Annotated in this window: 23 protein-coding genes; 20 read left to right on the top strand and 3 right to left on the bottom strand. The window is 72.3% G+C overall.

The features are described 5' to 3' along the window. Positions 1 to 852: GTP-binding protein (locus tag ADK60_RS30605; RefSeq protein ID WP_159400660.1), on the bottom strand; the 852-nt coding region annotated here is incomplete at its 3' end. A gap of 225 nt (positions 853 to 1,077) precedes the next feature. Between ADK60_RS30605 and pgsA the strand changes: the two genes are divergently transcribed. From pgsA to ADK60_RS30525, 16 genes are all read left to right on the top strand, one after another. Next, complete coding sequence (gene pgsA, locus ADK60_RS30600; protein ID WP_053650262.1) at positions 1,078 to 1,725, top strand: phosphatidylinositol phosphate synthase; 648 nt, start codon at positions 1,078 to 1,080, stop codon at positions 1,723 to 1,725. A gap of 16 nt (positions 1,726 to 1,741) precedes the next feature. Continuing rightward, the gene (locus tag ADK60_RS30595) at positions 1,742 to 2,749 is read left to right on the top strand and encodes a phosphatidylinositol mannoside acyltransferase (RefSeq protein WP_234371347.1); all 1,008 of its coding nucleotides are present in this window, start codon (positions 1,742 to 1,744) and stop codon (positions 2,747 to 2,749) included. Positions 2,750 to 2,812: 63 nt separating this feature from the next. After that, positions 2,813 to 3,997 carry a glycosyltransferase family 4 protein gene (locus ADK60_RS30590; RefSeq protein WP_045938298.1) on the top strand — a complete coding sequence of 395 codons (1,185 nt, stop codon included), beginning with the start codon at positions 2,813 to 2,815 and terminating at the stop codon, positions 3,995 to 3,997. A 130-nt stretch (positions 3,998 to 4,127) separates the two neighbouring features. Beyond that, positions 4,128 to 4,496: a 5-carboxymethyl-2-hydroxymuconate Delta-isomerase gene (locus ADK60_RS30585; protein ID WP_053650258.1), complete on the top strand. Its 369-nt coding sequence runs from the start codon at positions 4,128 to 4,130 to the stop codon at positions 4,494 to 4,496. A gap of 74 nt (positions 4,497 to 4,570) precedes the next feature. Next, the gene (locus ADK60_RS30580) at positions 4,571 to 5,071 is read left to right on the top strand and encodes a hypothetical protein (protein ID WP_045938307.1); all 501 of its coding nucleotides are present in this window, start codon (positions 4,571 to 4,573) and stop codon (positions 5,069 to 5,071) included. Between the two features lie 237 nt (positions 5,072 to 5,308). Next, on the top strand, positions 5,309 to 6,220 hold the full coding sequence (gene pdxS, locus ADK60_RS30575) for a pyridoxal 5'-phosphate synthase lyase subunit PdxS (protein WP_030300161.1): 912 nt from the start codon (positions 5,309 to 5,311) through the stop codon (positions 6,218 to 6,220). A gap of 88 nt (positions 6,221 to 6,308) precedes the next feature. Next, positions 6,309 to 6,926, top strand: coding sequence for a pyridoxal 5'-phosphate synthase glutaminase subunit PdxT (gene pdxT, locus ADK60_RS30570; RefSeq protein WP_045938300.1), 618 nt, complete (start codon positions 6,309 to 6,311; stop codon positions 6,924 to 6,926). 92 nt (positions 6,927 to 7,018) lie between these two features. Next, a complete protein-coding gene (locus tag ADK60_RS30565) occupies positions 7,019 to 7,777 on the top strand; it encodes a YebC/PmpR family DNA-binding transcriptional regulator (RefSeq protein WP_045938301.1) in 759 nt (252 codons plus the stop codon). A gap of 118 nt (positions 7,778 to 7,895) precedes the next feature. After that, the gene (gene ruvC / locus ADK60_RS30560) at positions 7,896 to 8,450 is read left to right on the top strand and encodes a crossover junction endodeoxyribonuclease RuvC (protein WP_045938302.1); all 555 of its coding nucleotides are present in this window, start codon (positions 7,896 to 7,898) and stop codon (positions 8,448 to 8,450) included. After that, a complete protein-coding gene (ruvA, locus tag ADK60_RS30555; RefSeq protein WP_045938303.1) occupies positions 8,447 to 9,058 on the top strand; it encodes a Holliday junction branch migration protein RuvA in 612 nt (203 codons plus the stop codon). Before ruvC ends, ruvA begins: the two co-directional genes overlap by 4 nt. Positions 9,059 to 9,110: 52 nt before the next feature. Continuing rightward, on the top strand, positions 9,111 to 10,202 hold the full coding sequence (gene ruvB, locus ADK60_RS30550; protein ID WP_045938304.1) for a Holliday junction branch migration DNA helicase RuvB: 1,092 nt from the start codon (positions 9,111 to 9,113) through the stop codon (positions 10,200 to 10,202). Between the two features lie 271 nt (positions 10,203 to 10,473). Beyond that, positions 10,474 to 10,896, top strand: a complete 423-nt coding sequence (gene yajC / locus ADK60_RS30545) for a preprotein translocase subunit YajC (protein ID WP_052708826.1) — start codon at positions 10,474 to 10,476, stop codon at positions 10,894 to 10,896. Positions 10,897 to 11,041: 145 nt separating this feature from the next. Next, positions 11,042 to 12,904, top strand: coding sequence for a protein translocase subunit SecD (gene secD, locus ADK60_RS30540; RefSeq protein WP_053650256.1), 1,863 nt, complete (start codon positions 11,042 to 11,044; stop codon positions 12,902 to 12,904). A 4-nt stretch (positions 12,905 to 12,908) separates the two neighbouring features. Further along, a complete protein-coding gene (gene secF / locus ADK60_RS30535; protein ID WP_053650254.1) occupies positions 12,909 to 14,009 on the top strand; it encodes a protein translocase subunit SecF in 1,101 nt (366 codons plus the stop codon). A gap of 25 nt (positions 14,010 to 14,034) precedes the next feature. After that, positions 14,035 to 14,586, top strand: a complete 552-nt coding sequence (locus ADK60_RS30530; RefSeq protein WP_053650252.1) for an adenine phosphoribosyltransferase — start codon at positions 14,035 to 14,037, stop codon at positions 14,584 to 14,586. A 142-nt stretch (positions 14,587 to 14,728) separates the two neighbouring features. Then, positions 14,729 to 17,251, top strand: coding sequence for a RelA/SpoT family protein (locus ADK60_RS30525; RefSeq protein ID WP_199839794.1), 2,523 nt, complete (start codon positions 14,729 to 14,731; stop codon positions 17,249 to 17,251). 73 nt (positions 17,252 to 17,324) lie between these two features. Here ADK60_RS30525 and ADK60_RS30520 read toward each other — a convergent pair whose 3' ends face one another. Both ADK60_RS30520 and ADK60_RS30515 read right to left on the bottom strand, forming a co-directional pair. Then, positions 17,325 to 18,554: a DUF349 domain-containing protein gene (locus ADK60_RS30520; protein WP_043471824.1), complete on the bottom strand. Its 1,230-nt coding sequence runs from the start codon at positions 18,552 to 18,554 to the stop codon at positions 17,325 to 17,327. Positions 18,555 to 18,820: 266 nt separating this feature from the next. After that, positions 18,821 to 19,654 carry a peptidylprolyl isomerase gene (locus ADK60_RS30515; RefSeq protein ID WP_053650248.1) on the bottom strand — a complete coding sequence of 278 codons (834 nt, stop codon included), beginning with the start codon at positions 19,652 to 19,654 and terminating at the stop codon, positions 18,821 to 18,823. Between the two features lie 279 nt (positions 19,655 to 19,933). Between ADK60_RS30515 and ADK60_RS30510 the strand changes: the two genes are divergently transcribed. The 4 genes from ADK60_RS30510 to ADK60_RS30495 all read left to right on the top strand — a co-directional run bounded on the left by ADK60_RS30510 (position 19,934) and on the right by ADK60_RS30495 (position 24,311). Further along, a complete protein-coding gene (locus tag ADK60_RS30510) occupies positions 19,934 to 20,641 on the top strand; it encodes an MBL fold metallo-hydrolase (RefSeq protein ID WP_045938310.1) in 708 nt (235 codons plus the stop codon). Between the two features lie 11 nt (positions 20,642 to 20,652). Further along, positions 20,653 to 21,915, top strand: coding sequence for a histidine--tRNA ligase (hisS, locus tag ADK60_RS30505; RefSeq protein ID WP_045938311.1), 1,263 nt, complete (start codon positions 20,653 to 20,655; stop codon positions 21,913 to 21,915). Then, a complete protein-coding gene (gene aspS, locus ADK60_RS30500) occupies positions 21,912 to 23,702 on the top strand; it encodes an aspartate--tRNA ligase (RefSeq protein ID WP_030396041.1) in 1,791 nt (596 codons plus the stop codon). The genes hisS and aspS overlap by 4 nt, the downstream gene beginning before the upstream one ends. Before the next feature lie 78 nt (positions 23,703 to 23,780). Next, entirely contained in the window at positions 23,781 to 24,311 is a 531-nt protein-coding gene (locus ADK60_RS30495; protein WP_478328933.1) for a GNAT family N-acetyltransferase, read from the top strand. Positions 24,312 to 24,320: the final 9 nt, after the last annotated feature.

Genomic DNA, 24,320 nt, shown 5'->3' with positions numbered 1-24,320 from the left:
GGTGCGTTCGGTGGGGTCGGGGAAGGTGCTGGTGATGAGGTCGAGGAGTTCGGTGGCGCCGAGGCCGTGCTCGCTGGTGGGGACGGCGGGGTGGAGGGCGCAGGTGAGGACTTCGCGGCGCAGGCCGGCTTCGAGGGCGTCGGTGTCGAGGGTTTCGCCGGCCAGGTAGTGCTCCATGAGGGTGTCGTCCTGGCCGGAGATGGCTTCGACGAGGCTCTCGCGGGCGGGCCCGGTGTCGGGGAGGGGGTCGGTGCGGCCGTAGGTGTGGCCGGTGAGGAGGTCGACGCTGCCGTCGGGGCGGCCGTCGTGGTGGACCGGGAGGAAGAGCGGCCGGAGGGTGTCGGGGCCCAGGTCGAAGGCGTCGTGGCAGGCGGTGAGGATCTCGTCGAGGCTGCCGCGGGCGATGTCGAGTTTGGCGACGGCGATGGCGCGGGGGATGTTCTCGGCGGCGCACTGGCGCCACAGCGCGCGGGTGGGGGCGGTCACCGGGTCGGTGGCGGAGACCACGAAGACGGCGGCGTCGGCGGTGTGCAGGGCGGCGCTCAGATCGGCGGCGAAGTCGGGGTGGCCGGGCGGGTCGATCAGGTTGATCTTGACGCCGCGCCATTCGAGGGGGAGCACGGAGAGCTGGACGGAGCGCTGCTGCTGGTGCTCGACGGGTTCGTGGTCGGAGACGGTGGTGCCGTCGGTGACCTTGCCGGGGCGGCCGACGGCGCCGGCGGCGAGGGCGAGGGATTCGGCGAGGGTGGTCTTGCCGACGCCGGCGCAGCCGATGAGGGCGACGTTGCGCAGGTCGCGCGGTCCGGTGACGGCGGGGGCCTGGCCGGCCCGGGCGGTGCTGCGGTCGGGCATCGGGGTCTCCTCCCGTCGCGCCGGGGGCTGTCGGTGAAAGTCTAGGGTCGAAGGCGGCGGGGGGCGCGGTACAAGGGCGTCGGGGGGCGCGCGAGCGGTCGGTGGGCGGGGAGTGTCGGTGGGCGTGGCTACGATGGGTGCGCCGGGCGGGCTGATCCGTCGGGTCGTCTGCCGCATTCTCCGCCGCAGGCGGGTACCAGGCAGATCGGAGCGGTCGGGAAGGCCATGCTCAACAAATACGCGCGTGCCTTCTTCACACGTGTCCTGACCCCGTTCGCCGCGTTCCTGATCCGGTTGGGTGTGAGTCCGGACACCGTGACGCTGGTCGGTACGGCCGGTTCGGTGGCGGGCGCGCTGGTGTTCTTCCCGCGCGGGGAGTTCTTCTGGGGCACCATCACGATCACGCTGTTCATCTTCTCGGACCTGGTGGACGGGAACATGGCGCGGCAGCTGGGGCGGACCAGCAAGTGGGGGGCTTTCCTCGACTCGACGCTGGACCGGGTCGCGGACGCCGCGGTCTTCGGCGGCCTGGCCATGTGGTACGCGGGCAAGGGTGACAACAACCTGCTGTGCGCGGTGGCGGTGTTCTGTCTGGCGAGCGGGCTGGTGGTGTCGTACACCAAGGCGCGGGCCGAGAGCCAGGGGCTGCCGTGCGACGTGTCGGGGCTGGTGGAGCGGGCCGAGCGGCTGGTGATCAGCCTGGTGGCGGCCGGTGTGGCGGGTCTGGCGACGTTCGGTGTGCCGTACGTGGAGTGGCTGCTGCCGGTGGCGCTGTGGCTGGTGGCGGCCGGCAGTCTGGTGACGGTGGTCCAGCGGATGGTGACGGTGCGCCGCGAGGCGTTCGAGCCGGACCGGGCGTCGGCCGGGAGCTGAAGGGGGCGGTGCCGCGGTGAAGGAACGAGTGGTGGACCGGCTGGTGTACTCGGCGTACGCGGCGGGCTGGGCGGTGCTCAGGCATCTGCCGGAGCCGGCGGCGCGGGCGCTGTTCGACCGGCTGGCGGATTCGGCGTGGCGGCGGCGCGGCAAGCGGGTGCTGCAGTTGGAGGCGAATCTGCTGCGGGTGTGCCCGGACGCGGACGAGGCCCGGCTGCGGGAGCTGTCGCGGGCCGGGATGCGTTCGTACATGCGGTACTGGCAGGAGTCGTTCCGGCTGCCGGTGTGGGGTCGCGCGCGGGTGCTGCGGGACGTCCGGGTGGACGGGTTCGAGCAGCTGCGGGAGGCGCTGGAGTCCGGGCGGGGCGCGGTGATAGCGCTGCCGCACATGGGCAACTGGGACTTGGCGGGCGCCTGGGTGGCCTCGCTGGGGTATCCGTTCACGACGGTGGCGGAGCGGTTGAAGCCGGAGCGGCTGTTCGACCGGTTCGTGGCGTTCCGGGAGAGCCTGGGCATGGAGGTGCTGGCGCTGACCGGCGGCTCGGTGAACGTGGTGGGCACGCTGGCGCGTCGGCTGCGGGCGGGGAAGCTGGTCTGCCTGGTGGGGGACCGCGACCTCTCGGAGGCGGGTATCGGGGTGTCGTTCTTCGGTGAGGCGACCCGGATGCCGGCCGGTCCGGCGGCGCTGGCGCAGCGGACCGGGGCGGCGCTGATGCCGGTCTCGCTCTGGTACGAGGGCCGGATCCTGCGGGGCCGGATCCATCCGGAGGTGCCGGTGCCGGAGGAGGGCGACCGGGCGGAGAAGACCAGGGTGATGACGCAGGCGATGGCCGACGTCTGGGAGGACGCGATCCGGGAGCACCCGGAGGACTGGCACATGCTGCAGCGCTTCTGGCTGGCCGACCTCCCGGTCCGTGAGACGGTGGAGGCGGGGCCGGCCCGCCCCGCGGACCCGGTGGTCGCCGGCCCGGTCGTCGCGAGTCCGGTGGTCGCCGACCCGGCGGCCGAGGCCTCGGGGGCCTGAGGCGCACCCGCCGTCCGCGCTGCCCGTACCGCCCGCACCGTCCGCAGGATTTCGAGGAGACCCGTGAAGATCGGCATCGTCTGCCCGTACGACTGGGACGTCCCCGGTGGCGTGCAGTTCCACATCCGGGACCTCGCCGAGCACCTGATCGGCCTGGGCCACGCGGTGTCGGTGCTGGCGCCGGCCGAGGACGACGAGGCGCTGCCGCCGTACGTGGTCTCGGCGGGGCGGGCGGTGGCGGTGCCGTACAACGGCTCGGTGGCGCGGCTGAGCTTCGGGATCCTGTCGGCGGCCCGGGTGCGGCGGTGGCTGCACGAGGGGCGGTTCGACATCCTGCACGTGCACGAGCCGGCCTCGCCGAGCCTGTCGATGCTGGCGGCCTGGTCGGCCTCGGGGCCGATGGTGGGCACCTTCCACACCTCGAACCCGCGCTCGCGGGCGATGATCGCGGCCTCGCCGATCCTCCAGCCGGGTCTGGAGAAGATGCGGGCCCGGATCGCGGTGAGCGAGTACGCGCGGCGCACCCTGGTGGAGCACCTGGGCGGGGACGCGGTGGTGATCCCGAACGGCGTGGACGTGGGCTTCTTCGCGGAGGCCGAGCCGGACGCGCGCTGGACCGGCGGGGCGGCCGCCGGAGGGCCGGGGACGATCGGCTTCATCGGGCGGATCAACGAGCCGCGCAAGGGGCTGCCGACGCTGCTGGCGGCGCTGCCGCGGATCCTGGCGGAGCGGCCCGGGGTGCGGCTGCTGGTCGCGGGCAAGGGCGACGAGGAGGAGGCGGTCGCCGGGCTGGCGCCGGAGGTCCGCGCGCAGGTGGAGTTCCTCGGCATGGTGAGCGACCGGGAGAAGGCCCGGCTGCTGCGCAGCGTGGACCTGTACGTGGCGCCCAACACCGGCGGCGAGAGCTTCGGGATCATCCTGGTCGAGGCGATGTCGGCGGGCGCGCCGGTGCTGGCGAGCGATCTGGACGCGTTCAAGCAGGTGCTGGACGGCGGGGACGCGGGCGAGCTGTTCCCGGTGGAGGACGCGGACGCGCTGGCGCGGACGGCGCTGCGGCTGCTGGGGGACCCGGGGCGGCTGGAGGAGCTGCGGAAGGCGGCGTCGCGGCATGTGCGGCGGTTCGACTGGTCGACCGTGGGCGCGGACATCCTGGCCGTCTACGAGACGGTGACGGCCGGCGCGGCGGCGGTGGTCGAGGAGGACGAGCGCAGCGGCCGGCGGGGCCGGTTCGGGCTGGCCCGGGACTGAGCCGGCGGCGGGGCGCGGATAGGGTCGGACGGTTGTCCCGTTCGACGTCCGGTTCGACGTCCCCGGTCCCGACAGCCGTCGCGACCGCTGTCCCCGACCGCTGTCCCGACCGTGCCCCCGGAGGCCCCCGATGCCGCAGATCTCCGTCGACTACTCGCCGAGCCTGGCCGGCTCCTTCGACCGCCGTGAGCTGGGGCTGGCGATCAACCGGCTCGCGGTGGAGACCATCAACGCCACACCCGAGGGCTGCAAGACGGTCTTCCGGCAGACCGACCCGGAGGTCGTGGTGGGCTTCGGCGAGCGGGCCGAGGCGCAGCTGTTCGTGCAGTTCCAGATCTTCCCGGGGCGGACCCCGGAGGCGAAGGCGGCGCTCACCGAGGCGGTGCTGGCGCTGCTGGCCGAGCGGGTGGCGCCGGCGCCTGGGGAGCGGCTGCAGCTCGCGGTGGACGTGCGCGACATCGACCGCGAGGCGTACCGGAACACGGCGGTCGAGGGGTGAACCGGGAGCACCCGGTAGCGTAGCGCCCCGTGACTACGTGGATCTGGGCCGGCGTGGCCGTGGTGCTGTTCGGGATGTACCTGAGTTGGACGGCCGGGAGGCTGGACCGGCTGCACGCCCGGATCGACGCCGCCCGGGCGGCGCTGGACGCGCAGCTGGTCCGCCGGGCGTCGGTGGCGATGGAGCTGGCGACGTCCTCGCTGCTGGACCCGGCGGCGTCGCTGCTGCTGCTGGACGCGGCGCACGCGGCCCGGCAGGCGGAGGACGAGCAGCGCGAGGTGGCCGAGAGCCAGCTGAGCCTGGCGCTGCGGGCGGTGTTCGCGGAGCCGGAGCAGGTGGCGGTGCTGGTGGCCGAGCCGGGCGGCGAGGAAGCGGTGCGGGACCTGACGGCGGCGGTGCGGCGGGTGCCGATGGCGCGGCGGTTCCACAACGACGCGGTGCGGGCGGCGCGGGCGGTGCGGGAGCACCGGCTGGTGCGGTACTTCCGGCTGGCGGGCCGGGCGCCGTTCCCGATGGCGTTCGAGATGGACGACGCGCCGCCGTCGGCGCTCACTCCGGAGGGCGCTCCGGCGTAGGGTGCGCCGGAGCGGCGTGCGCGGCGGGGGAGCGGGCCGGGACCGGGCAAGGGACCGGGTGGGGCAAGTCCGGCAGGGCCGGGTGGAACGCGTCTCACCCGGTGCGGCGGGTGGGTCCGGATCCGGCCTGTTTGTCGTATCCCGTCACGCACGCTGGACTTGGTGGCGCATGGAGGGGCCGTTTCTTCCGCCTACCATAGGGCGATAGCACTGGTTCATCTTCGAGTGAGGTCTCACGTGTCCACCACCCCCACCACCGCAGACCAGCCGCAGATCGGTACCGCCCGGGTCAAGCGCGGCATGGCCGAGCAGCTCAAGGGCGGTGTGATCATGGACGTGGTCAACGCCGAGCAGGCGAAGATCGCCGAGGACGCCGGCGCTGTGGCCGTCATGGCCCTGGAGCGCGTGCCGGCCGACATCCGCAAGGACGGCGGCGTGGCCCGCATGTCGGACCCGAACATGATCGAGGAGATCATCGCCGCGGTCTCGATCCCGGTCATGGCGAAGTCCCGGATCGGCCACTTCGTCGAGGCCCAGGTCCTCCAGTCGCTGGGTGTCGACTACATCGACGAGTCCGAGGTGCTGACCCCGGCCGACGAGGTCAACCACTCCGACAAGTTCGCGTTCACCACGCCGTTCGTCTGTGGTGCCACCAACCTGGGCGAGGCGCTGCGCCGCATCGCCGAGGGCGCGGCCATGATCCGCTCCAAGGGCGAGGCCGGCACCGGCAACGTCGTCGAGGCCGTCCGCCACCTGCGCCAGATCAAGAACGAGATCGCCAAGCTGCGGGGCTTCGACAACAACGAGCTGTACGCCGCCGCCAAGGAGCTGCGCGCCCCGTACGAGCTGGTCAAGGAGGTCGCCGAGCTCGGCAAGCTGCCGGTCGTGCTGTTCTCCGCCGGTGGTGTGGCCACCCCGGCCGACGCCGCGCTGATGCGCCAGCTGGGTGCCGAGGGTGTCTTCGTCGGCTCCGGCATCTTCAAGTCGGGCGACCCGGCGAAGCGTGCCGCCGCGATCGTCAAGGCCACCACGTTCTTCGACGACCCGAAGATCATCGCCGACGCCTCCCGCAACCTGGGCGAGGCCATGGTCGGCATCAACTGCGACACCCTGCCGGAGACCGAGCGCTACGCCAACCGCGGCTGGTAATACGCCTCCCACGGCCCGCCGCACGGTGTGATCATCGGCGCGGCGGGCCGCTGCGCGTCGTCCGTTCGAGAGTCAAGAGGTACGAGAAGTGTCCACTCCAGTCATCGGCGTCCTCGCCCTTCAGGGCGACGTCCGTGAGCACCTGATCGCGCTGGCCGAGGCCGACGCGCTGGCCCGTCCGGTCCGCCGGGTGGAGGAGCTGGCCGAGGTCGACGCGCTGGTGATCCCCGGCGGGGAGTCCACCACGATGTCGAAGCTGGCGCTGCTGTTCGGCGTGATGGGCCCGCTGCGCGAGCGGGTGGCGGCCGGGATGCCGGTGTACGGGACCTGCGCCGGCATGATCATGCTGGCCGACAAGATCCTGGACGGGCGCGAGGACCAGGAGACGGTCGGCGGCATCGACATGACCGTGCGCCGCAACGCCTTCGGCCGCCAGAACGAGTCCTTCGAGTCGGGCGTCGCCTTCACGGGCCTGGACGAGGCGCCGGTGCACGGCGTGTTCATCCGCGCCCCGTGGGTGGAGGCGGTCGGCGCGGGCGTCCAGGTGCTGGCCGAGCTGCCGGCCGCCGACGGCCCGGAGAGCCGGATCGTCGCGGTGCGCCAGGGCAACCTGCTGGCCACCTCGTTCCACCCCGAGCTCACCGGCGACCACCGGGTGCACGCCTACTTCGTGCGGATGGTCGAGGAGCACCTCGCCGCCGCGTGACGGTGCGCGAACGACCGTGTGCGGGCGAGGACCGACCGCACCGGTAAGATCTCATCTGTTCATTTCCCATTGGCGACGTAAAGGAGCTGGCGATGTCCGGCCACTCTAAGTGGGCTACCACCAAGCACAAGAAGGCCGTGATCGACGCCAAGCGCGGCAAGCTCTTCGCCAAGATGATCAAGAACATCGAGGTGGCGGCGCGCACCGGCGGTCCCGACGTGGGCGGCAACCCGACCCTCTACGACGCCATCCAGAAGGCGAAGAAGAGCTCGGTCCCGATCGACAACATCAACCGCGCCGTCAAGCGCGGTGGCGGTCTGGAGGCCGGCGGCGCCGACTACCAGACCATCATGTACGAGGGCTACGGCCCGAACGGTGTCGCGGTGCTCATCGAGTGCCTCACCGACAACCGCAACCGTGCCGCCTCCGACGTGCGCGTGGCGATGACCCGCAACGGCGGCTCGATGGCCGACCCGGGCTCGGTCTCGTACCTGTTCAACCGCAAGGGCGTCGTGATCGTCCCCAAGGCCGACGGCGTGGACGAGGACAAGCTCTTCGAGGTCGTGCTCGACCAGGAGCCCGAGGAGATCAACGACCTCGGCGACTCCTTCGAGATCGTCTCCGAGGCCTCCAAGATGGTCGCCGTGCGCACCGCCCTGGTGGACGCCGGTGTCGACTACGACTCGGCCGAGGCCAACTTCCTGCCGAGCATGCAGGTCGAGCTGGACGTCGACGGCGCCCGCAAGATCCTGAAGCTGATCGACGCCCTGGAGGACAGCGACGACGTGCAGAACGTCTTCGCCAACTTCGACATCAGCGACGAGGTCGGTGCGCAGCTCGACTCCGAGTGATCGTGCCCCCTCCCGGCCCGGTGGTCCCCAGGACCGCCGGGCCGGTGTCGTCGGTGGCGCTGTCGGTGGTGGGCGGTAGCCTTCGCAGGTCGGAGGACGTCAGGTCGAAGGGGGAGCCTTGGTTCGGGTGCTGGGGGTCGATCCCGGGCTGACCAGGTGCGGGATCGGCGTGGTCGAGGGCGCGCCGGGCCGGCCGCTGCGGATGGTCGGGGTCGGGGTGGTGCGCACCCCCGCCGAGGCGGAGATCGGGCCGCGGCTGCTGCTGGTCGAGCAGGGCATCGAGGCCTGGCTGGACGAGCACCGGCCCGAGCTGGTGGCCGTCGAGCGGGTCTTCGCCCAGCACAACGTCCGCACCGTGATGGGCACCGCGCAGGCCAGCGCGGTCGCGATGCTCTGCGCCACCCGGCGCGGCATACCGGTCACCCTGCACACCCCCAGCGAGGTCAAGGCCGCCGTCACCGGCTCAGGACGGGCCGACAAGGCCCAGGTCACGGCGATGGTGCAGCGGCTGCTGCGGCTCGACGCGCCGCCGAAGCCGGCCGACGCCGCCGACGCGCTGGCGCTGGCCATCTGCCACATCTGGCGCGGCGGCGCCACCAACCGCCTGGAGGCCGCGATCAAGGCGGCCGCCCGCACCACCACCCCGCCCGGCCCGAGAGGAACCCTCCGATGATCGCCTTCGTGCAAGGACCAGTGGCGGCGATCTCCGCCGGCCTCGCGGTGGTGGAGGTCGGCGGTGTCGGCATGGCGGTGCAGTGCACGCCGGCCACCCTGGCCGGCCTGCGGCTGGGCGAGCCGGCCCGGCTGGCCACCTCGCTGGTGGTCAGGGAGGACTCGCTGACCCTGTTCGGCTTCGCCGACGACGACGAGCGCGCCGTCTTCGAGATCCTCCAGGCCGCGCCCGGGGTCGGCCCGAAGCTGGCGCAGGCCGTGCTCGGGGTGCACAGCCCGGACGCGCTGCGCGCCGCGGTGGCGAGCGGCGACGAGAAGGCGCTGGTGGCGGTGCCCGGCATCGGCAAGGCCAAGGCGGCCAAGCTGCTGCTGGAGTACAAGGACAAGCTGGGTGCGCCGCACGGCGCGGTGCCGGCGCAGAAGCCGGTCGCGAGCGGCCCGGCGCCGTGGGGCGAGCAGCTGCACTCCGCGCTGGTGGGTCTCGGCTACGCGCCCCGCGAGGCGGACGAGGCGGTCGCCGCCGTCGCCCCGGAGGCGGAGGCGCAGTCGACGCCGGACGTCGGAGCGCTGCTGCGGCTCGCGCTGCGGGGCCTCAACCGTTCGCGCTGAAGCCAGCTGACGACCAGTCACTTTGTCGACACCGATGTGGGAGCCCCCGCCGATGAGCCCGTACGACCCCGAGCCCGCCGACCGGCTGGTGACCGCCGCCGCCGACGGTGAGGACCAGGCCGTAGAGGCGGCGCTGCGCCCCAAGCTGCTGGACGAGTTCATCGGCCAGGAGCGGGTGCGCGAGCAGCTGTCGCTGGTGCTCCAGGCTGCCCGCCGGCGCGGCTCCGCGCCGGACCACGTCCTGCTCAGCGGCCCGCCCGGGCTCGGCAAGACCACCCTGTCGATGATCATCGCGGCCGAGCTGGGAGCCCCGATCCGGATCACCTCCGGGCCGGCGATCCAGCACGCGGGGGACCTCGCGGCGATCCTCTCCTCGCTCGCCGAGGGGGAGGTGCTCTTCCTCGACGAGATCCACCGGATGTCCCGGCCCGCCGAGGAGATGCTCTACATGGCGATGGAGGACTTCCGGGTCGACGTGATCGTCGGCAAGGGGCCGGGCGCGACCGCCATCCCGCTGGAGCTGCCGCCGTTCACCCTGGTCGGCGCGACCACCCGGGCCGGTCTGCTGCCGCCGCCGCTGCGGGACCGGTTCGGTTTCACCGGCCACATGGAGTTCTACGCCCCGGCCGAGCTGCAGCGGGTGGTGCACCGCTCGGCCGCGCTGCTGGACGTGGAGATCGACCCGGCCGGCGCGGCCGAGATCGCCGGCCGCTCCCGGGGGACGCCGCGGATCGCCAACCGGCTGCTGCGCCGGGTCCGCGACTACGCGCAGGTGCGGCACGACGGCGTGGTGACCGCCGAGATCGCCGGCCGGGCGCTGGAGGTCTACGAGGTGGACGCCCGCGGTCTGGACCGCCTGGACCGCGCGGTGCTGGGCGCGCTGCTGCGGCTCTTCGGCGGCGGCCCGGTCGGGCTGTCCACCCTGGCGGTCGCGGTCGGCGAGGAGGCCGAGACGGTCGAGGAGGTCGCCGAACCGTTCCTGGTCCGCGAGGGCCTGCTGGCCCGCACCCCGCGCGGGCGGATCGCCACCGCCGCCGCCTGGCAGCACCTCGGCCTGGTGCCGCCGGCGCAACCGGGCCGCGGCGCGGTGCCCGCCCAGCCCGAACTCTTCGCCCCCGACGGGCCCCGGAGCCCCGAAAACTGAGCGGGAGCCCGGGCGGGAGGCCGAACGGGTGAGGGCGGAGCGTATGCGGAGCGTGCGCGCCCGCCGCCGGGGTGGCCGCGCGATCCGGGGGAGAAGTCCCGGGAAACTGTGCAGGCGGAGGCTCGCCACTTTCGGCGGCAGGATGCGATGCTTGGCGTTGTCCGATCAGTTCGGGGTCGCCTAGACTCCGCCGGACCGCCCCTCTCACCCGACGGGACGACCATTACCACACAGGCCGCCGGCCGGCGGCCCGTAAAGGACCCTGGCTGCAGTGAACCTCATCATCCTTCTCCTCCCGATCCTCGCGATCGTGCTCATGTTCCGGTCGCAGAAGAAGCGCCAGTCGCAGATGCAGCAGATGCAGACCGCGCTGGAGCCCGGGGCGGGAGTCCGGACCATCGGTGGTCTGTACGCGCGGGTGAAGGCGGTCAACGAGGAGACCGTCGAGCTGGAGATCGCGCCGGGCGTGGTCAGCCACTTCACCAAGAGCGCGATCGCGGCGGTCATGGACCCCGCGGACTACGACGCGATCATCAACGGCCGCCCCGCCGAGGACGAGCCGGTCGACGCCGTGGACACCGCGGACGCCGAGATCGAGCCGGCCGCCGCCGAGCCGCTGTCGTTCACCAAGGACGACGCCGCCAAGGGCGACGCGAAGGCCGAGGCCGAGGGCGGCGCTCCCGCGAGCAAGTAGTACGGCCGGGCAACCCGCCCGGTCGCGCGGCGCAACGCCGCGAGCCCACAGGACTCAGGGCCGCAGTTCCGCCACACCCCGTCCAGCCACGAGCCGGGCGGGGTCCGGTGGGGGGAGGTGGCATGGACAGGGAGAAACGAGCAAGGTGGCAACACCCAAGTCGCGCCCGCGCGACGGCTACCCAGGGCGGGCGCTGGCCCTCATCCTGGTCGTCACCGTCGGACTGGTCGCCCTCATGTTCGGGACGGGCAACACCAAGCCCCGCCTCGGGATCGACCTCGCCGGCGGTACCAGCATCACGCTGAGTGCGAAGTCGAGCGACCCCAAGGCGATCAACAAGTCCAACATGGACATCGCCACCGGGATCATCGAGCAGCGGGTCAACGGGATGGGCGTCTCCGAGGCGGAGGTGCAGACCCAGGGTGACCGCAACATCATCGTGAACATCCCCAAGGGCGGGGACAAGCAGACCGCGGCCGACCAGGTCGGCACCACCGCGAAGCTGTTCTTCCGCCCGGTCCTCGCCCTCGCCCCGAGCGGCCTCCAGGCCCCGGCCCCGAGCGCGACCCCGTCCGCGAGCGCGACCGGCACCCCGGCCGCGACCGGCAGCCCGGCCGCCACCCCCGCCGCGACCGGGACGGGTTCCGCCGCCCCGAGCGCCGCCGCCACCGCCGCCGGGACCGGCACGCCGAGCGCGAGCGCCACCAAGCAGGGCCGCCCGGCCGGTGAGGCCCTCGCGGCCGACAACACGCCGTCGCCGGTCGCCACCACCGGTGCCGCCGCCTCCGCCACCCCGAGCGCCGCCCCGGCCGCCGCGACCGGCGCGCCGTCGGCCGCCGCCACGCCCCCGGCCAACCCGGACCTCTCCGCCGCGATGACCTCGGGCACCGTGCCGCCGGAGCTGGCCGCGCAGTTCGCCGCGCTGGACTGCAGCAAGCCGGAACAGCGGAACAAGAACTACCAGGGCGCCGACGGCGCGCCGACCGTCGCCTGCACGCAGAAGGACGAGAAGGGCCTGTTCTACAAGCTCGCGCTCGGCCCCGTCGCGGTCGAGGGCAAGAACGTGTCCAAGGCCCAGGCGAGCATCGACACCCAGCAGGGCGGCGGCTGGCAGGTCCAGCTGCAGTTCGACGGCAAGGGCACCGACGCGTTCACCGCCGTCACCGGCCAGCTGGCCACCCAGCCCGACCCGACCAACCAGTTCGCCATCGTGCTGGACGGCCAGGTCGTCTCCCACCCGTACGTCCGCGGCGCCATCCCCGGCGGCTCGGCCGTGATCTCCGGCAACTTCGGCCAGGAGGAGGCGCAGAGCCTCGCCAACGTGCTGAGCTTCGGCGCGCTGCCGCTGGAGTTCACCACCAGCGACGTCACCACCGTCTCCCCGCAGCTCGGCGGCGACCAGCTGAAGGCCGGCCTGGTCGCCGGTCTGATCGGTATGGTCCTGGTGGTCCTGTACTCGCTGGTCTACTACCGCGGCCTGGGCCTGGTCTCGATCGCCGGTCTGCTCGTCTCGGCGGCCCTGACCTACTCGATCATGAGCCTGCTCGGCGGCGGGATCGGCTTCGCGCTGAACCTGCCCGCGGTCTGCGGCGCGATCGTCGCGATCGGTATCACCGCGGACTCCTTCATCGTGTACTTCGAGCGCATCCGCGACGAGGTCCGCGAGGGGGCGCTGCTGCGTCCGGCCGTCCAGCGGGCCTGGCCGCGCGCCCGGCGCACCATCCTGGTGTCGGACTTCGTCTCCTTCCTCTGTGCCGCCGTGCTCTACGTGGTCTCGGTCGGCAAGGTGCAGGGCTTCGCGTTCACGCTGGGCCTGACCACGGCGCTCGACGTCGTGGTGATCTTCCTCTTCACCAAGCCGCTGATCACGCTGCTGGCCCGCCGGAAGTTCTTCTCCGACGGCCACCCGTGGTCCGGTCTGGACCCGAAGCGGCTGGGCGCACGTCCGCCGCTGCGCAGCACCCGTCGTCGCAACCCTTCGTCCTCCGCCGCCGTGAAGGGGGCCTGACACCGTGTCGCGCTTCTCCAATCTGGGCCACAGGCTCTACCAGGGCGAGGTCAGCTTCGACTTCGTCGGCCGCCGCAAGCTCTGGTACAGCATCTCCGGTGTGATCGTCCTGGTCGCCGCGATCGGTCTGGCGATGGGCCTGCACCTGGGCATCGAGTTCAAGGGCGGCTCGGTCTACACCGTGACCAAGCCCGGGCTCTCGGTGTCGCAGGCCCAGGACGCCGTGGACAAGATCGTGTCCTCGCACCCGCTGGTGCAGTCGACCGACAACGGCAAGATCCGGATCCAGATCTCCTCCGAGGACAAGACCACCGCCTCGGAGTTCACCAGCAAGCTGGCCCCGGCGATCGGCGTCCCCGCCGCCGAGATCGACACCCAGGTGATCGGCCCCAGCTGGGGTGAGCAGATCTCCAACAAGGCGATCACCGGCCTGGTCATCTTCATGATCCTGGTGACGATCTACCTGGCGATCGCCTTCGAGTGGCGGATGGCGGTGGCCGCCCTGGTCGCCCTCATCCACGACCTCCTGATCACCATCGGCGTCTACGCCCTGGTCGGTTTCGAGGTCACCCCGGGTACCGTGATCGGCTTCCTGACCATCCTCGGCTACTCGCTCTACGACACGGTCGTCGTCTTCGACACCGTGAAGGAGAACGCCAAGGGGCTCACCAAGCAGAACAAGATCACCTACAGCGAGGCGGCCAACGCGGGCCTCAACCAGACCCTGGTCCGCTCGCTCAACACCACGGTGGTCGCCCTGCTCCCGGTGGCGGCGCTGCTGTTCATCGGTGGCGGTCTGCTCGGTGCCGGCACCCTGAACGACATCTCGCTGGCCCTGTTCATCGGTCTCGCCGCCGGTGCCTACTCGTCCATCTGCGTCGCCACCCCGCTGCTCGCGCAGCTGAAGGAGGAGCAGCCGGAGATGAAGGCCCTCGCCAAGCGGGTGGCCCAGCGCCGGGCCGCCGAGGCCAAGGCCGCCGCGGCGGCGGAGGCCGGCGACGGTGTGGAGATCGCGGACGAGGACCTGCCGGCGGGTATGGTCGGTCAGCGCGGCAGGGCGGCCGGCACCACGCGTGCCAAGGGCCGTCCGTCCACCAAGCGCTGATCCCCGCCGACCGTAAGGACCCTTCGTGACCACCGCCGACACCACACTGGCCGAGCTGCTCACCAGCCGGATCCGGGACGTCCCGGACTACCCGAAGCCGGGCGTGCTGTTCAAGGACATCGCGCCGCTGCTCGCCGACGCCGAGGCCTTCGCCGTGCTCACCCGGGCGCTGGCGGAGCGGGCGCGGGAGCTCGGGGCCACCAAGGTGGTCGGTCTGGAGGCACGCGGGTTCGTGCTGGCGGCTCCGGCGGCCTTCGCGGCCGGGCTCGGCTTCGTGCCGATCCGCAAGCAGGGCAAGCTGCCCGGCGAGGTGTTCCGGCGCTCGTACGAGCTGGAGTACGGCTCGGCGACGCTGGAGGTGCAGTGCGACGCCTTCGCGCCCGGTGAGCGGGTGCTGGTGGTGGACGACGTGCTGGCCACCGGCGGGACCGTCGGCGCCTCGCTGGACCTGGTCCGGGAGGCCGGGGCCGAGCTCGCCGGTGTGGTCGTGCTGATGGAGCTCGGCTTCCTCGGCGGCCGCGAGCGGCTCGCCCCGCACCTGGGCGACGCTCCGCTGGAGACGCTGGTCATGGTCTGACGCCGGTCGTGCTCCTAGGACGCACGACCCGGACGGGCGGCGGTCGGAATCATCCGGCCGCCGCCCGTCGTTGTGTCCGGCGTGTGTCCGGTCCGTGTGCGGGGCCCGGCCGACCGAACGGCCCGGCGCGAGGCTCGGTACCATGAAGATTCATCCCCTCCCGGTTGTGCGAGGCGCGGTCCCAGCCGCACGGCGCCCGCGGGGGGCAGGCCGAGTGCCCCGAGGAGTGTCCTTGCCCGACGAGGTTGTGCCCAAGGCCGCTGCGGCCGCCCCCGAGAACCGGCCCACGCCCTCGGGGGCCACCCCGGCCCGCCCGGCGCCGACCCCGTCCCGCCCGTCCGCGCCGGGCGGCCGGGCCTCCACCGCCGGCGGCATGCGCGCCCGCCTCGCCCGCCTCGGCGGCCAGCGCTCCAGCGTCCTCAACCCGGTGCTGGAGCCGCTGTTCCGCTCCATCCGGGCCAACGACCCCAAGGCCGATCCGGCGCTGCTGCGGGACATCGAGAAGGCGTACGCGGTCGCCGAGAAGTGGCACCGCGGGCAGAAGCGCAAGAGCGGCGACCCCTACATCACCCACCCGCTGGCGGTCGCCACCATCCTGGCCGAGCTGGGCATGGACGCCCCGACCCTGATGGCCGGGCTGCTGCACGACACGGTCGAGGACACCGACTACGGCCTGGAGACCCTGCGCAAGGACTTCGGCGACTCGGTGGCCCTGCTGGTCGACGGCGTCACCAAGCTGGACCGGGTGAAGTTCGGCGAGGCCGCGCAGGCCGAGACGGTCCGCAAGATGGTCGTCGCGATGGCCAAGGACCCGCGGGTCCTGGTGATCAAGCTGGCCGACCGGCTGCACAACATGCGCACCATGCGCTACCTCAAGCGGGAGAAGCAGGAGAAGAAGGCCCGCGAGACGCTGGAGATCTACGCCCCGCTGGCGCACCGGCTGGGCATGAACACCATCAAGTGGGAGCTGGAGGACCTCGCCTTCGCGATCCTCTACCCCAAGATGTACGACGAGATCGTCCGGCTGGTCGCCGAGCGCGCCCCCAAGCGGGACGAGTACCTGGCGACCGTCATCGACCAGGTCCAGGGCGACCTGCGCGGCGCCAGGATCACCGCCTCCGTCACCGGCCGGCCGAAGCACTACTACTCGGTCTACCAGAAGATGATCGTCCGGGGCCGGGACTTCGCCGAGATCTACGACCTGGTGGGCATCCGGGTCCTGGTCGACACCGTCCGCGACTGCTACGCGGCGCTGGGCACCATCCACGCGCGGTGGAACCCGGTGCCGGGGCGGTTCAAGGACTACATCGCGATGCCCAAGTTCAACATGTACCAGTCGCTGCACACCACGGTGATCGGTCCCGGGGGCAAGCCGGTCGAGCTGCAGATCCGCACCTTCGACATGCACCGCCGGGCCGAGTACGGCATCGCCGCGCACTGGAAGTACAAGCAGCGGGCGGTGGCCGGGGCCTCCAAGGTCCGCACCGACACCCCGACCCAGACCCGCAAGGACGACAAGGCCGGCGCCGTCAACGAGATGGCCTGGCTGCGGCAGCTGCTGGACTGGCAGAAGGAGACCGCCGACCCGGGCGAGTTCCTGGAGTCGCTCCGCTTCGACCTGGCCAGCAACGAGGTCTTCGTCTTCACGCCCAAGGGCGACGTCATAGCGCTCCCGGCCGGAGCCACCCCGGTGGACTTCGCGTTCGCGGTGCACACCGAGGTCGGCTACCGCACCATAGGGGCCCGGGTGAACGGGCGGCTGGTGCCGCTGGAGTCGACCCTGGAGAACGGCGACACCGTCGAGGTGTTCACCTCCAAGGCGGAGAACGCCGGACCGTCCCGGGACTGGCTGGGCTTCGTCAAATCGCCGCGGGCCCGCAACAAGATCCGGGCCTGGTTCTCCAAGGAGCGCCGCGAGGAGGCGATCGAGCAGGGCAAGGAGGCGATCGTCCGGGCGATGCGCAAGCAGGGCCTGCCGATCCAGCGGATCCTCACCGGGGACTCGCTGGTCACCCTGGCCCACGAGATGCGCTACCCCGACATCTCCTCGCTGTACGCGGCGATCGGCGAGGGCCATGTCGCGGCGCAGAACATCGTCCAGAAGCTGGTGCAGGCGCTGGGCGGCGAGGAGGGCGCCACCGAGGACCTCGCCGAGACGGCCACGCCGACGCACGACAACCGGCGCGCGGCGCGCCGCCGGGCCAAGGGCGACCCGGGTGTGATCGTCAAGGGCGTCGAGGACGTCTGGGTGAAGCTGTCGCGCTGCTGCACCCCGGTCCCGGGCGACGGCATCGTGGGCTTCATCACCCGCGGCAACGGCGTCTCGGTGCACCGCGCCGACTGCGTCAACGTGGAGGCGCTCAGCCAGCAGCCCGAGCGGATGATCGACGTCGAGTGGGCGGCCACCCAGTCCTCGGTGTTCCTGGTGGCGATCCAGGTCGAGGCGCTGGACCGCTCCCGGCTGCTCTCGGACGTCACCCGGGTGCTGTCGGACCAGCACGTCAACATCCTGTCGGCGGCGGTGCAGACCTCCCGCGACCGGGTGGCGATGAGCCGGTTCACCTTCGAGATGGGCGACCCCAAGCACCTCGGCCACGTCCTCAAGGCGGTCCGCGGCGTCGAGGGCGTCTACGACGTCTACCGCGTCACCTCGGCCCGCAAGTAGCGGCCGCCGGCAGCGCGAAGGGCCCCCGGGGATCGCTCCCCGGGGGCCCTTCGCACGCTGTCAGTGGCCGGGATCAGCCGCTGAACTCCTCCTGGCTGCGGTGGGCCTGCTGCAGCAGCTCCTCGACGCCGGCCAGCTCGGACTCCAGCTTCGCCGTCCGGGAGGCGTTGCCGGCCGCACGGGCCTTGTCGAGGTCGGTGCGGAGCTTGTCGGCCTTCGCCTGGAACAGGCCGACCATGCCGGCCGCGCGGGCCTTGGCCTCCGGGTTGGAGCGCTTCCACTCGCTGTCCTCGGCCTCGCGGATCGCCCGCTCGACCGTGTTCAGCCGGCCGTCCAGCTTCGGGCGGACGTCGCGCGGCACGTGGCCGATGGCCTCCCAGCGCTCGTTGATCTCGCGCAGTGCCGCCTTGGCGGCCTTGAGATCGGTGATCGGCAGGATGGTCTCGGCCTCGGCCGCCAGCGCCTCCTTGAGCTTCTGGTTGGCCACCTGCTCGGCGTCACGCTCGCTGAACACCGCGGAACGCGCCTGGAAGAAGACGTCCTGGGCGCCGCGGAACCGCGCCCACAGCTCGTCCTCGATGTCGCGCTGGGCGCGGCCGGCGGCCTTCCAGCGCGCCATCAGGTCGCGGTAGCCGGCCGCGGTGTCGCCCCAGTCGGTGGACGAGGAGAGCGCCTCGGCCTCGGTGACCAGCTGCTCCTTGGTGAGCCGGGCCTGCTCGCGCTCGGCGTCCAGCGACGCGAAGTGCGACTTGCGGTGCTTGGAGAAGACCGAGCGGGCGTGCGAGAAGCGGTGCCACAGCTCGTCGTCGCTCTTGCGGTCCAGCCGGGGCAGGGCCTTCCAGGTGTCCACCAGGGCGCGCAGCCGGTCGCCGGCCTCCCGCCACTGGGTGGACTCGGCGAGCTGCTCGGCCTCGGCGACCAGCGCCTCCTTGGCGGTGCGGGTCTCGTCCTGGGCCTTGGCGCGGGCGGCCTTGCGCTCCTCGCGACGGCTGTCGATCTCGCCGGTGAGCGTGTCCAGGCGCTTGGCCAGCGCGGCCAGGTCGCCCACCGCGTGCGCCTCGGTGACCTGCTCGCGCAGGTGCTCCAGCGCGGCCTGGGCGTCCTTGGCGGCCAGGTCGGTGGTGCGCACCCGCTTCTCCAGCAGGCCGATCTCCACCTCGATGCCCTGGTACTTGCGCTCGAAGTAGGCGAGCGCCTCCTCGGGCGAGCCGGCCTGCCAGGAGCCGACGACGCGTTCGCCGTCCGCGGTCCTGACGTAGACCGTGCCCTGCTCGTCGACACGGCCCCACGGGTCGCTGCTCATAGCGCGTCCTCCACATGACGTCGCGCCCACCGCCGGGGCGGTAGGGCGTCCGTCGTCCACAGTTGATGTGCGGCGGACCGATGGGTCCGCCGTCCCCGTCCGCCGTGTCCTGCTTGCCGAGGGTGACGGCCGGCGGGTCTGGGCACCCTATACAACGCCAACATAGGCGACCAGGCCCGGTGCTGTCCGCATCCGGGCCGGGCGATTTCGGGCCGGGGCCGCCCGGCGGGCCGCGGGGGCGCCGCCGGGCCTGGTCCCGGAGCGGATCAACCCTTGGCGGCGGTCACCGAGTTGAGGGTGACGTCGGCCATCGGGTGGCCGTCCGTGCCGCCCTCCAGGGTGCCCGCGGCGGCGATCTTCTGGAGCACGTCCAGACCGCCGGTGATCTTGCCGAAGGGGGTGTAGTTCGGCGGCAGCTGGGTGTCCTTGTAGACCAGGAAGAACTGGCTGCCGTTGGTGCCGGGGCCGGAGTTGGCCATCGCCACGGTGCCGGCCGGGTAGGTCGCGCCGGTGAGGTTCTCGTCGGCGAACTTGTAGCCCGGGCCGCCGGTGCCGCCGGGGGCGGTGGCGCTGGCCGTCGGGTCGCCGCACTGCAGCACGAAGATGCCGTCGGTGGTGAGGCGGTGGCACTTGGTGTGGTCGAAGTACTTCTCGCCGGCCAGGAAGGCGAAGGAGTTGACCGTGTGCGGGGCCTTGGCGGCGTCCAGCGCCAGCGTCACCTTGCCGCAGTTGCTGTCCAGCGTCGCGGTGTAGGTGGCCTTGGCGTCCACGGTCAGGGCCGGCTCGGCCTGCCACTGCTTGCCGTTCGGGCTGCCCGGGGCGGCCTCGACGCAGCCCTCGACCGCCTTGCGGGTCGGGACCGTCGGCTCGGTCGGGGTGGGCGCGGCCTGGGCGGCGGGGTCGCTCTTCTTCTTGTCGTCCGAGTCGAAGGCGCCGGTCGCGAACAGGGTGCCGCCGCCGGCCAGCACGACCACCGCCAACGCCGCGCCGAGGACGCTGTTGCGGCGCTTGCGCGCGGCCGCCGCGGCGGCCCGGCGCTCCGCCTGGCGTTCGTACTTGTCCCGGGCGAGCTGCCGCCGCCGCTGTTCGCTGGTGACCACCGGCTTTGTCTCCTACGGAAGTGCTGGTCGCTGATGTGTGGGCCTCGTGTGTGCGATGCCGATGCGGATCATCGCACCCATCGGCGGCCAAGTGTAGGGACCGCGACCGTAAGAACGGGGTGAACCTGTCAGGTCGAAGTGAACCTGTCACCCGGATCTGGTTCGCAACCGGACCCGGACCGCCGGTAGGCTGCCCCTGCAATCACAGCTTGTAGCAGCAGCCGGAGCCACCGCGGCGGCCGAAGCCCGAGAGACCGAGACCGACACCGAAGGACGCGCGTGTTCATCGCCGGATTCCCCGCTGGAGCCTGGGGCACCAACTGCTACCTGGTCGCGCCGGGACCGGGCGAGGAGTGCGTCATCGTCGATCCGGGCCACCAGGCCGCCGCCGGCGTCGAGGAACTCGTCCGCGAGCACCGGCTGAAGCCGGTCGCGGTGCTGCTCACCCACGGCCACATCGACCACGTCGCCTCCGTGGTCCCGGTCTGCGGCGCCAAGGGCGTGCCGGCCTGGATCCACCCCGAGGACCGCTACATGATGAGCGACCCCGAGCGGGCGCTCGGCCGCTCCCTGGGCACCCAGCTGATGGGCGAGCTCACCGTCGGCGAGCCGGACGACGTCCGCGAGCTGACCGACGGCAGCGTGCTGGAGCTCGCGGGCCTCTCGCTCACCGTCGACCACGCCCCCGGCCATACCGGGGGGTCGGTGACGTTCCGGACGCCCGGCGCCGAGGACCTCCCTCCGGTGCTCTTCTCGGGCGACCTGCTCTTCGCCGGCTCCATAGGGCGGACGGACCTCCCGGGCGGGGACGGCGAGGCGATCATGCGCTCGCTGGCCCGGGTGTGCCTGCCCCTCGACGACGCCACCGTGGTCCTCTCCGGCCACGGCGGACAGACCACCATCGGCCGCGAGCGCGCCACCAACCCCTACCTCCGACAGGCAGCGGGGGCGGACGGCGCCCCGGCTTTCCCGCGACGAGGAATGTGACGGAAGAGAAGTTGAGCACCTTCACCGCCCCCAAGGGCACCTACGACCTGCTGCCGCCCAGCTCCGCGACCTTCCTGGCGATCCGCGAGGCCATCGCCGCCCCCGCCCGCCGGGCCGGCTACGGGTACATCGAGACCCCGGTCTTCGAGGACGTCAAGCTGTTCTCCCGCGGTGTCGGCGAGTCCACCGACATCGTCTCCAAGGAGATGTACACCCTCACCACCAAGGGCGGCGACGAGCTCGCGCTGCGCCCCGAGGGCACCGCCTCCGTGCTGCGCGCCGCGCTCCAGGCCAACCTGCACAAGCAGGGCAACCTGCCGGTCAAGCTCTGGTACTCCGGCTCGTACTACCGCTACGAGCGCGCCCAGAAGGGCCGCTACCGCCAGTTCTCGCAGGTCGGCGCGGAGGCGATCGGCGCGGAGGACCCGGCGCTGGACGCCGAGCTGATCATCCTCGCCGACGACGCCTTCCGCGCGCTCGGCCTGAGCGACTACTCGCTGCTGCTCAACAGCCTCGGCGACAAGCAGTGCCGCCCGGTCTACCGCGCCGCCCTGATCGAGTTCCTGGCCGGCCTGGACCTCGACGAGGACACCCGCCGCCGCGCGGAGATCAACCCGCTGCGCGTCCTCGACGACAAGCGCGAGTCCGTGCAGGCCCAGCTCGTCGGCGCCCCGATGCTGCGCGACTACCTCTGCGAGGACTGCAAGGCCTACGACGAGAAGGTCCGCGAGCTGCTCACCGCCAACGGCGTGGCCTTCGTCGACGACCCCAAGCTGGTGCGCGGGCTGGACTACTACACCCGCACCACCTTCGAGTTCGTGCACAACGGCCTCGGCGCCCAGTCCGCGATCGGCGGCGGCGGCCGCTACGACGGCCTGTCCGAGATGATCGGCGGCCCCGCGCTGCCCTCGGTCGGCTGGGCGCTCGGCGTGGACCGCACCTTCCTGGCCCTGGAGGCCGAGGGCGTCGCCCTCGAACTGCCGGCCGCCACCTCCGTCTACGCCGTCGCGCTCGGCGAGGAGGCCAAGAACGTCCTGTTCGCCAAGGTGGTCGAGCTGCGCCGGGCCGGCGTCGCCACCGACCTCGCCTTCGGCGTCAAGAGCATCAAGAACGCCATGAAGTCCGCCGACCGATCCGGCGCCCGCTTCGCCCTCGTCGCCGGCGACCGGGACCTCGCGGAGGGCGTGGTCCAGCTCAAGGACCTCACCACCGGCGAGCAGGCCCCCGTCGCCCTCGACGCACTCGTCACCACCCTGAAGGAGAAGCAGCTGTGATCCGCACGCACGACGCGGGCACGCTCCGCCCGGAGCACGCAGGCACCACCGTCACCCTGGCCGGCTGGGTCGCCCGCCGCCGCGACCACGGCGGCGTGGCCTTCATCGATCTGCGCGACGCCTCCGGCACCGTGCAGATCGTGGTCCGCGACCTGGACTCGGTGCACGGCCTTCGCGCCGAGTACTGCGTCAAGGTGGTCGGCGACGTCCGGGTCCGCCCCGAGGGCAACGAGAACCCCGACATCCCGACCGGCGCCGTCGAGGTCGTGGTCAGCGCGATCGAGGTCCTCTCCGAGGCCGCGCCGCTGCCGTTCCCGGTCGCCGAGTACGAGCCCGGCACGGTCAACGAGGAGGTCCGCCTCCGCTACCGCTACCTCGACCTGCGCCGCGAGGGCCCGGCCAAGGGCCTGCGCCTGCGCTCCAAGGTCAACAACATCATCCGCCGGGTGATGGAGGACAACGACTACCTCGACATCGAGACGCCGTACCTCACCCGCTCCACCCCCGAGGGCGCCCGCGACTTCCTGGTCCCGGTCCGCCTCCAGCCCGGCCACTGGTACGCCCTGCCGCAGTCGCCCCAGCTGTTCAAGCAGCTGCTGATGGTGGCCGGCATGGAGCGCTACTACCAGATCGCCCGCTGCTTCCGCGACGAGGACTTCCGCGCCGACCGCCAGCCGGAGTTCACCCAGCTCGACATCGAGGCTTCCTTCGTCGACCAGGAGGACATCCTGGCCCTCGGCGAGAAGATCATCGGCTCGATCTGGCGCGAGGTCCACGGCTACGAGGTCCCGAACCCGCTGCCGCGGATGACCTACGCCGACGCCATGGGCCGCTACGGCTCGGACAAGCCGGACGTCCGCTTCGGCCAGGAACTCACCGACCTCACCGAGTACTTCCGCGGCACCGAGTTCCGCGTCTTCCAGGCCCCGTACGTCGGCGCCGTGGTCATGCCCGGCGGTGCCTCGCAGCCGCGCAAGCAGCTCGACGCCTGGCAGGACTGGGCCAAGGCGCGCGGCGCCAAGGGCCTCGCCTACGTGCTCATCGACGCCGAGACCGGCGAGCTGCGCGGCCCGGTCGCCAAGAACCTCTCCGAGGAGCACCTGGCCGGCCTCGCCGCCGCCGCCGGCGCCAAGAACGGCGACGCGGTCTTCTTCGCGGCCGGCAAGGAGCGCCCCTCGCAGGAGCTGCTCGGCGCCGCCCGCCTGGAGATCGGCCGCCGCTGCGAGCTCATCGACGAGTCCCAGTGGGCCTTCCTCTGGGTCGTCGACTTCCCGATGTTCGAGCCGATCGAGGACGACAAGGGCGCCTTCCAGGGCTGGCACGCGGTGCACCACCCCTTCACCGCCCCCACCGCCGAGTCGCTGGCGACCTTCGACACCGACCCGGGCAGCGCCCTGTCCAACGCCTACGACCTCGTGCTCAACGGCTCGGAGCTGGGCGGCGGTTCGATCCGTATCCACCAGCGGGACGTGCAGAAGCGGGCGTTCGACGCGATCGGCCTCTCCGAGGAGGAGGCCGCCTCGCAGTTCGGCTTCCTGCTGGACGCCTTCAACTACGGCCCGCCGCCGCACGGTGGTGTCGCCTTCGGCCTCGACCGGATCGTCACCCTGCTCGGCGGGTACGACACCATCCGTGACGTCATCGCCTTCCCGAAGACGTCCACCGGCGGCGACCCGCTGACCGGCGCCCCCACCCCGATCACCCCGGCGCAGCGCCGCGAGGCCGGCGTGGACGCCCAGCCGAAGGTCCGCGAGGACGCCAAGTCCGAGGCGCAGCCGAAGGCCTGACATTCCGTCGGCCGGCATCGGCTAACCTTTCACGGCCCCGGACAGCGATCGTGCTGTCCGGGGCTGGTCCACAACGGTGTGCGACAGAGAGAGGGATCCCCTGTGAAGGTCAGTACCAGAATCGAGTGTCCCGAGGACGCTCCCGCCACCAGACGAGTCCACATGGCCGCCTTCCCCGGCCCCGACGAGGCCGACCTGGTCGACGCGCTGCGCCGCGACCCGGCCTGGCTGCCGGAGCTGTCGGTGGTCGCCGTCGACGACACCGGGCTGGTCGTCGGCCACGCGCTGCTCTCCCGGCTGCGGGTCGGCGAGGGCCCCGGGCTGGCGCTCGCGCCGGTCGCCGTCGCGCCCGAGTGGCAGCGCAAGGGTGTCGGCGAGCTGGTGGTCCGGGCCGCGCTGACGGCCGCCGAGGAGGCCGGCGAGAAGCTCGTCGTCGTGCTCGGCGACCCGGACTACTACGGCCGCTTCGGCTTCATCCCGGCCCAGCGGCACGAGGTGAGCGGCCCGTTCGAGGTGCCCGAGGGGTACCTCCAGACGCTCGCCCTGCCCGGGTACGACGGCTCCCCGAGCGGCCTGTGCCGCTACCCGGAGCCCTTCGAGGCCGTCTAGGGCCTTCCA

It is taken from the genome of Streptomyces sp. XY431 (genome assembly GCF_001279805.1).
GTDB classification, from domain to species: Bacteria; Actinomycetota; Actinomycetes; order Streptomycetales; family Streptomycetaceae; genus Kitasatospora; species Kitasatospora purpeofusca.
Note: the sequence above shows the minus strand (reverse complement) of the source record. Positions and strands in the feature narration are given on the sequence as shown.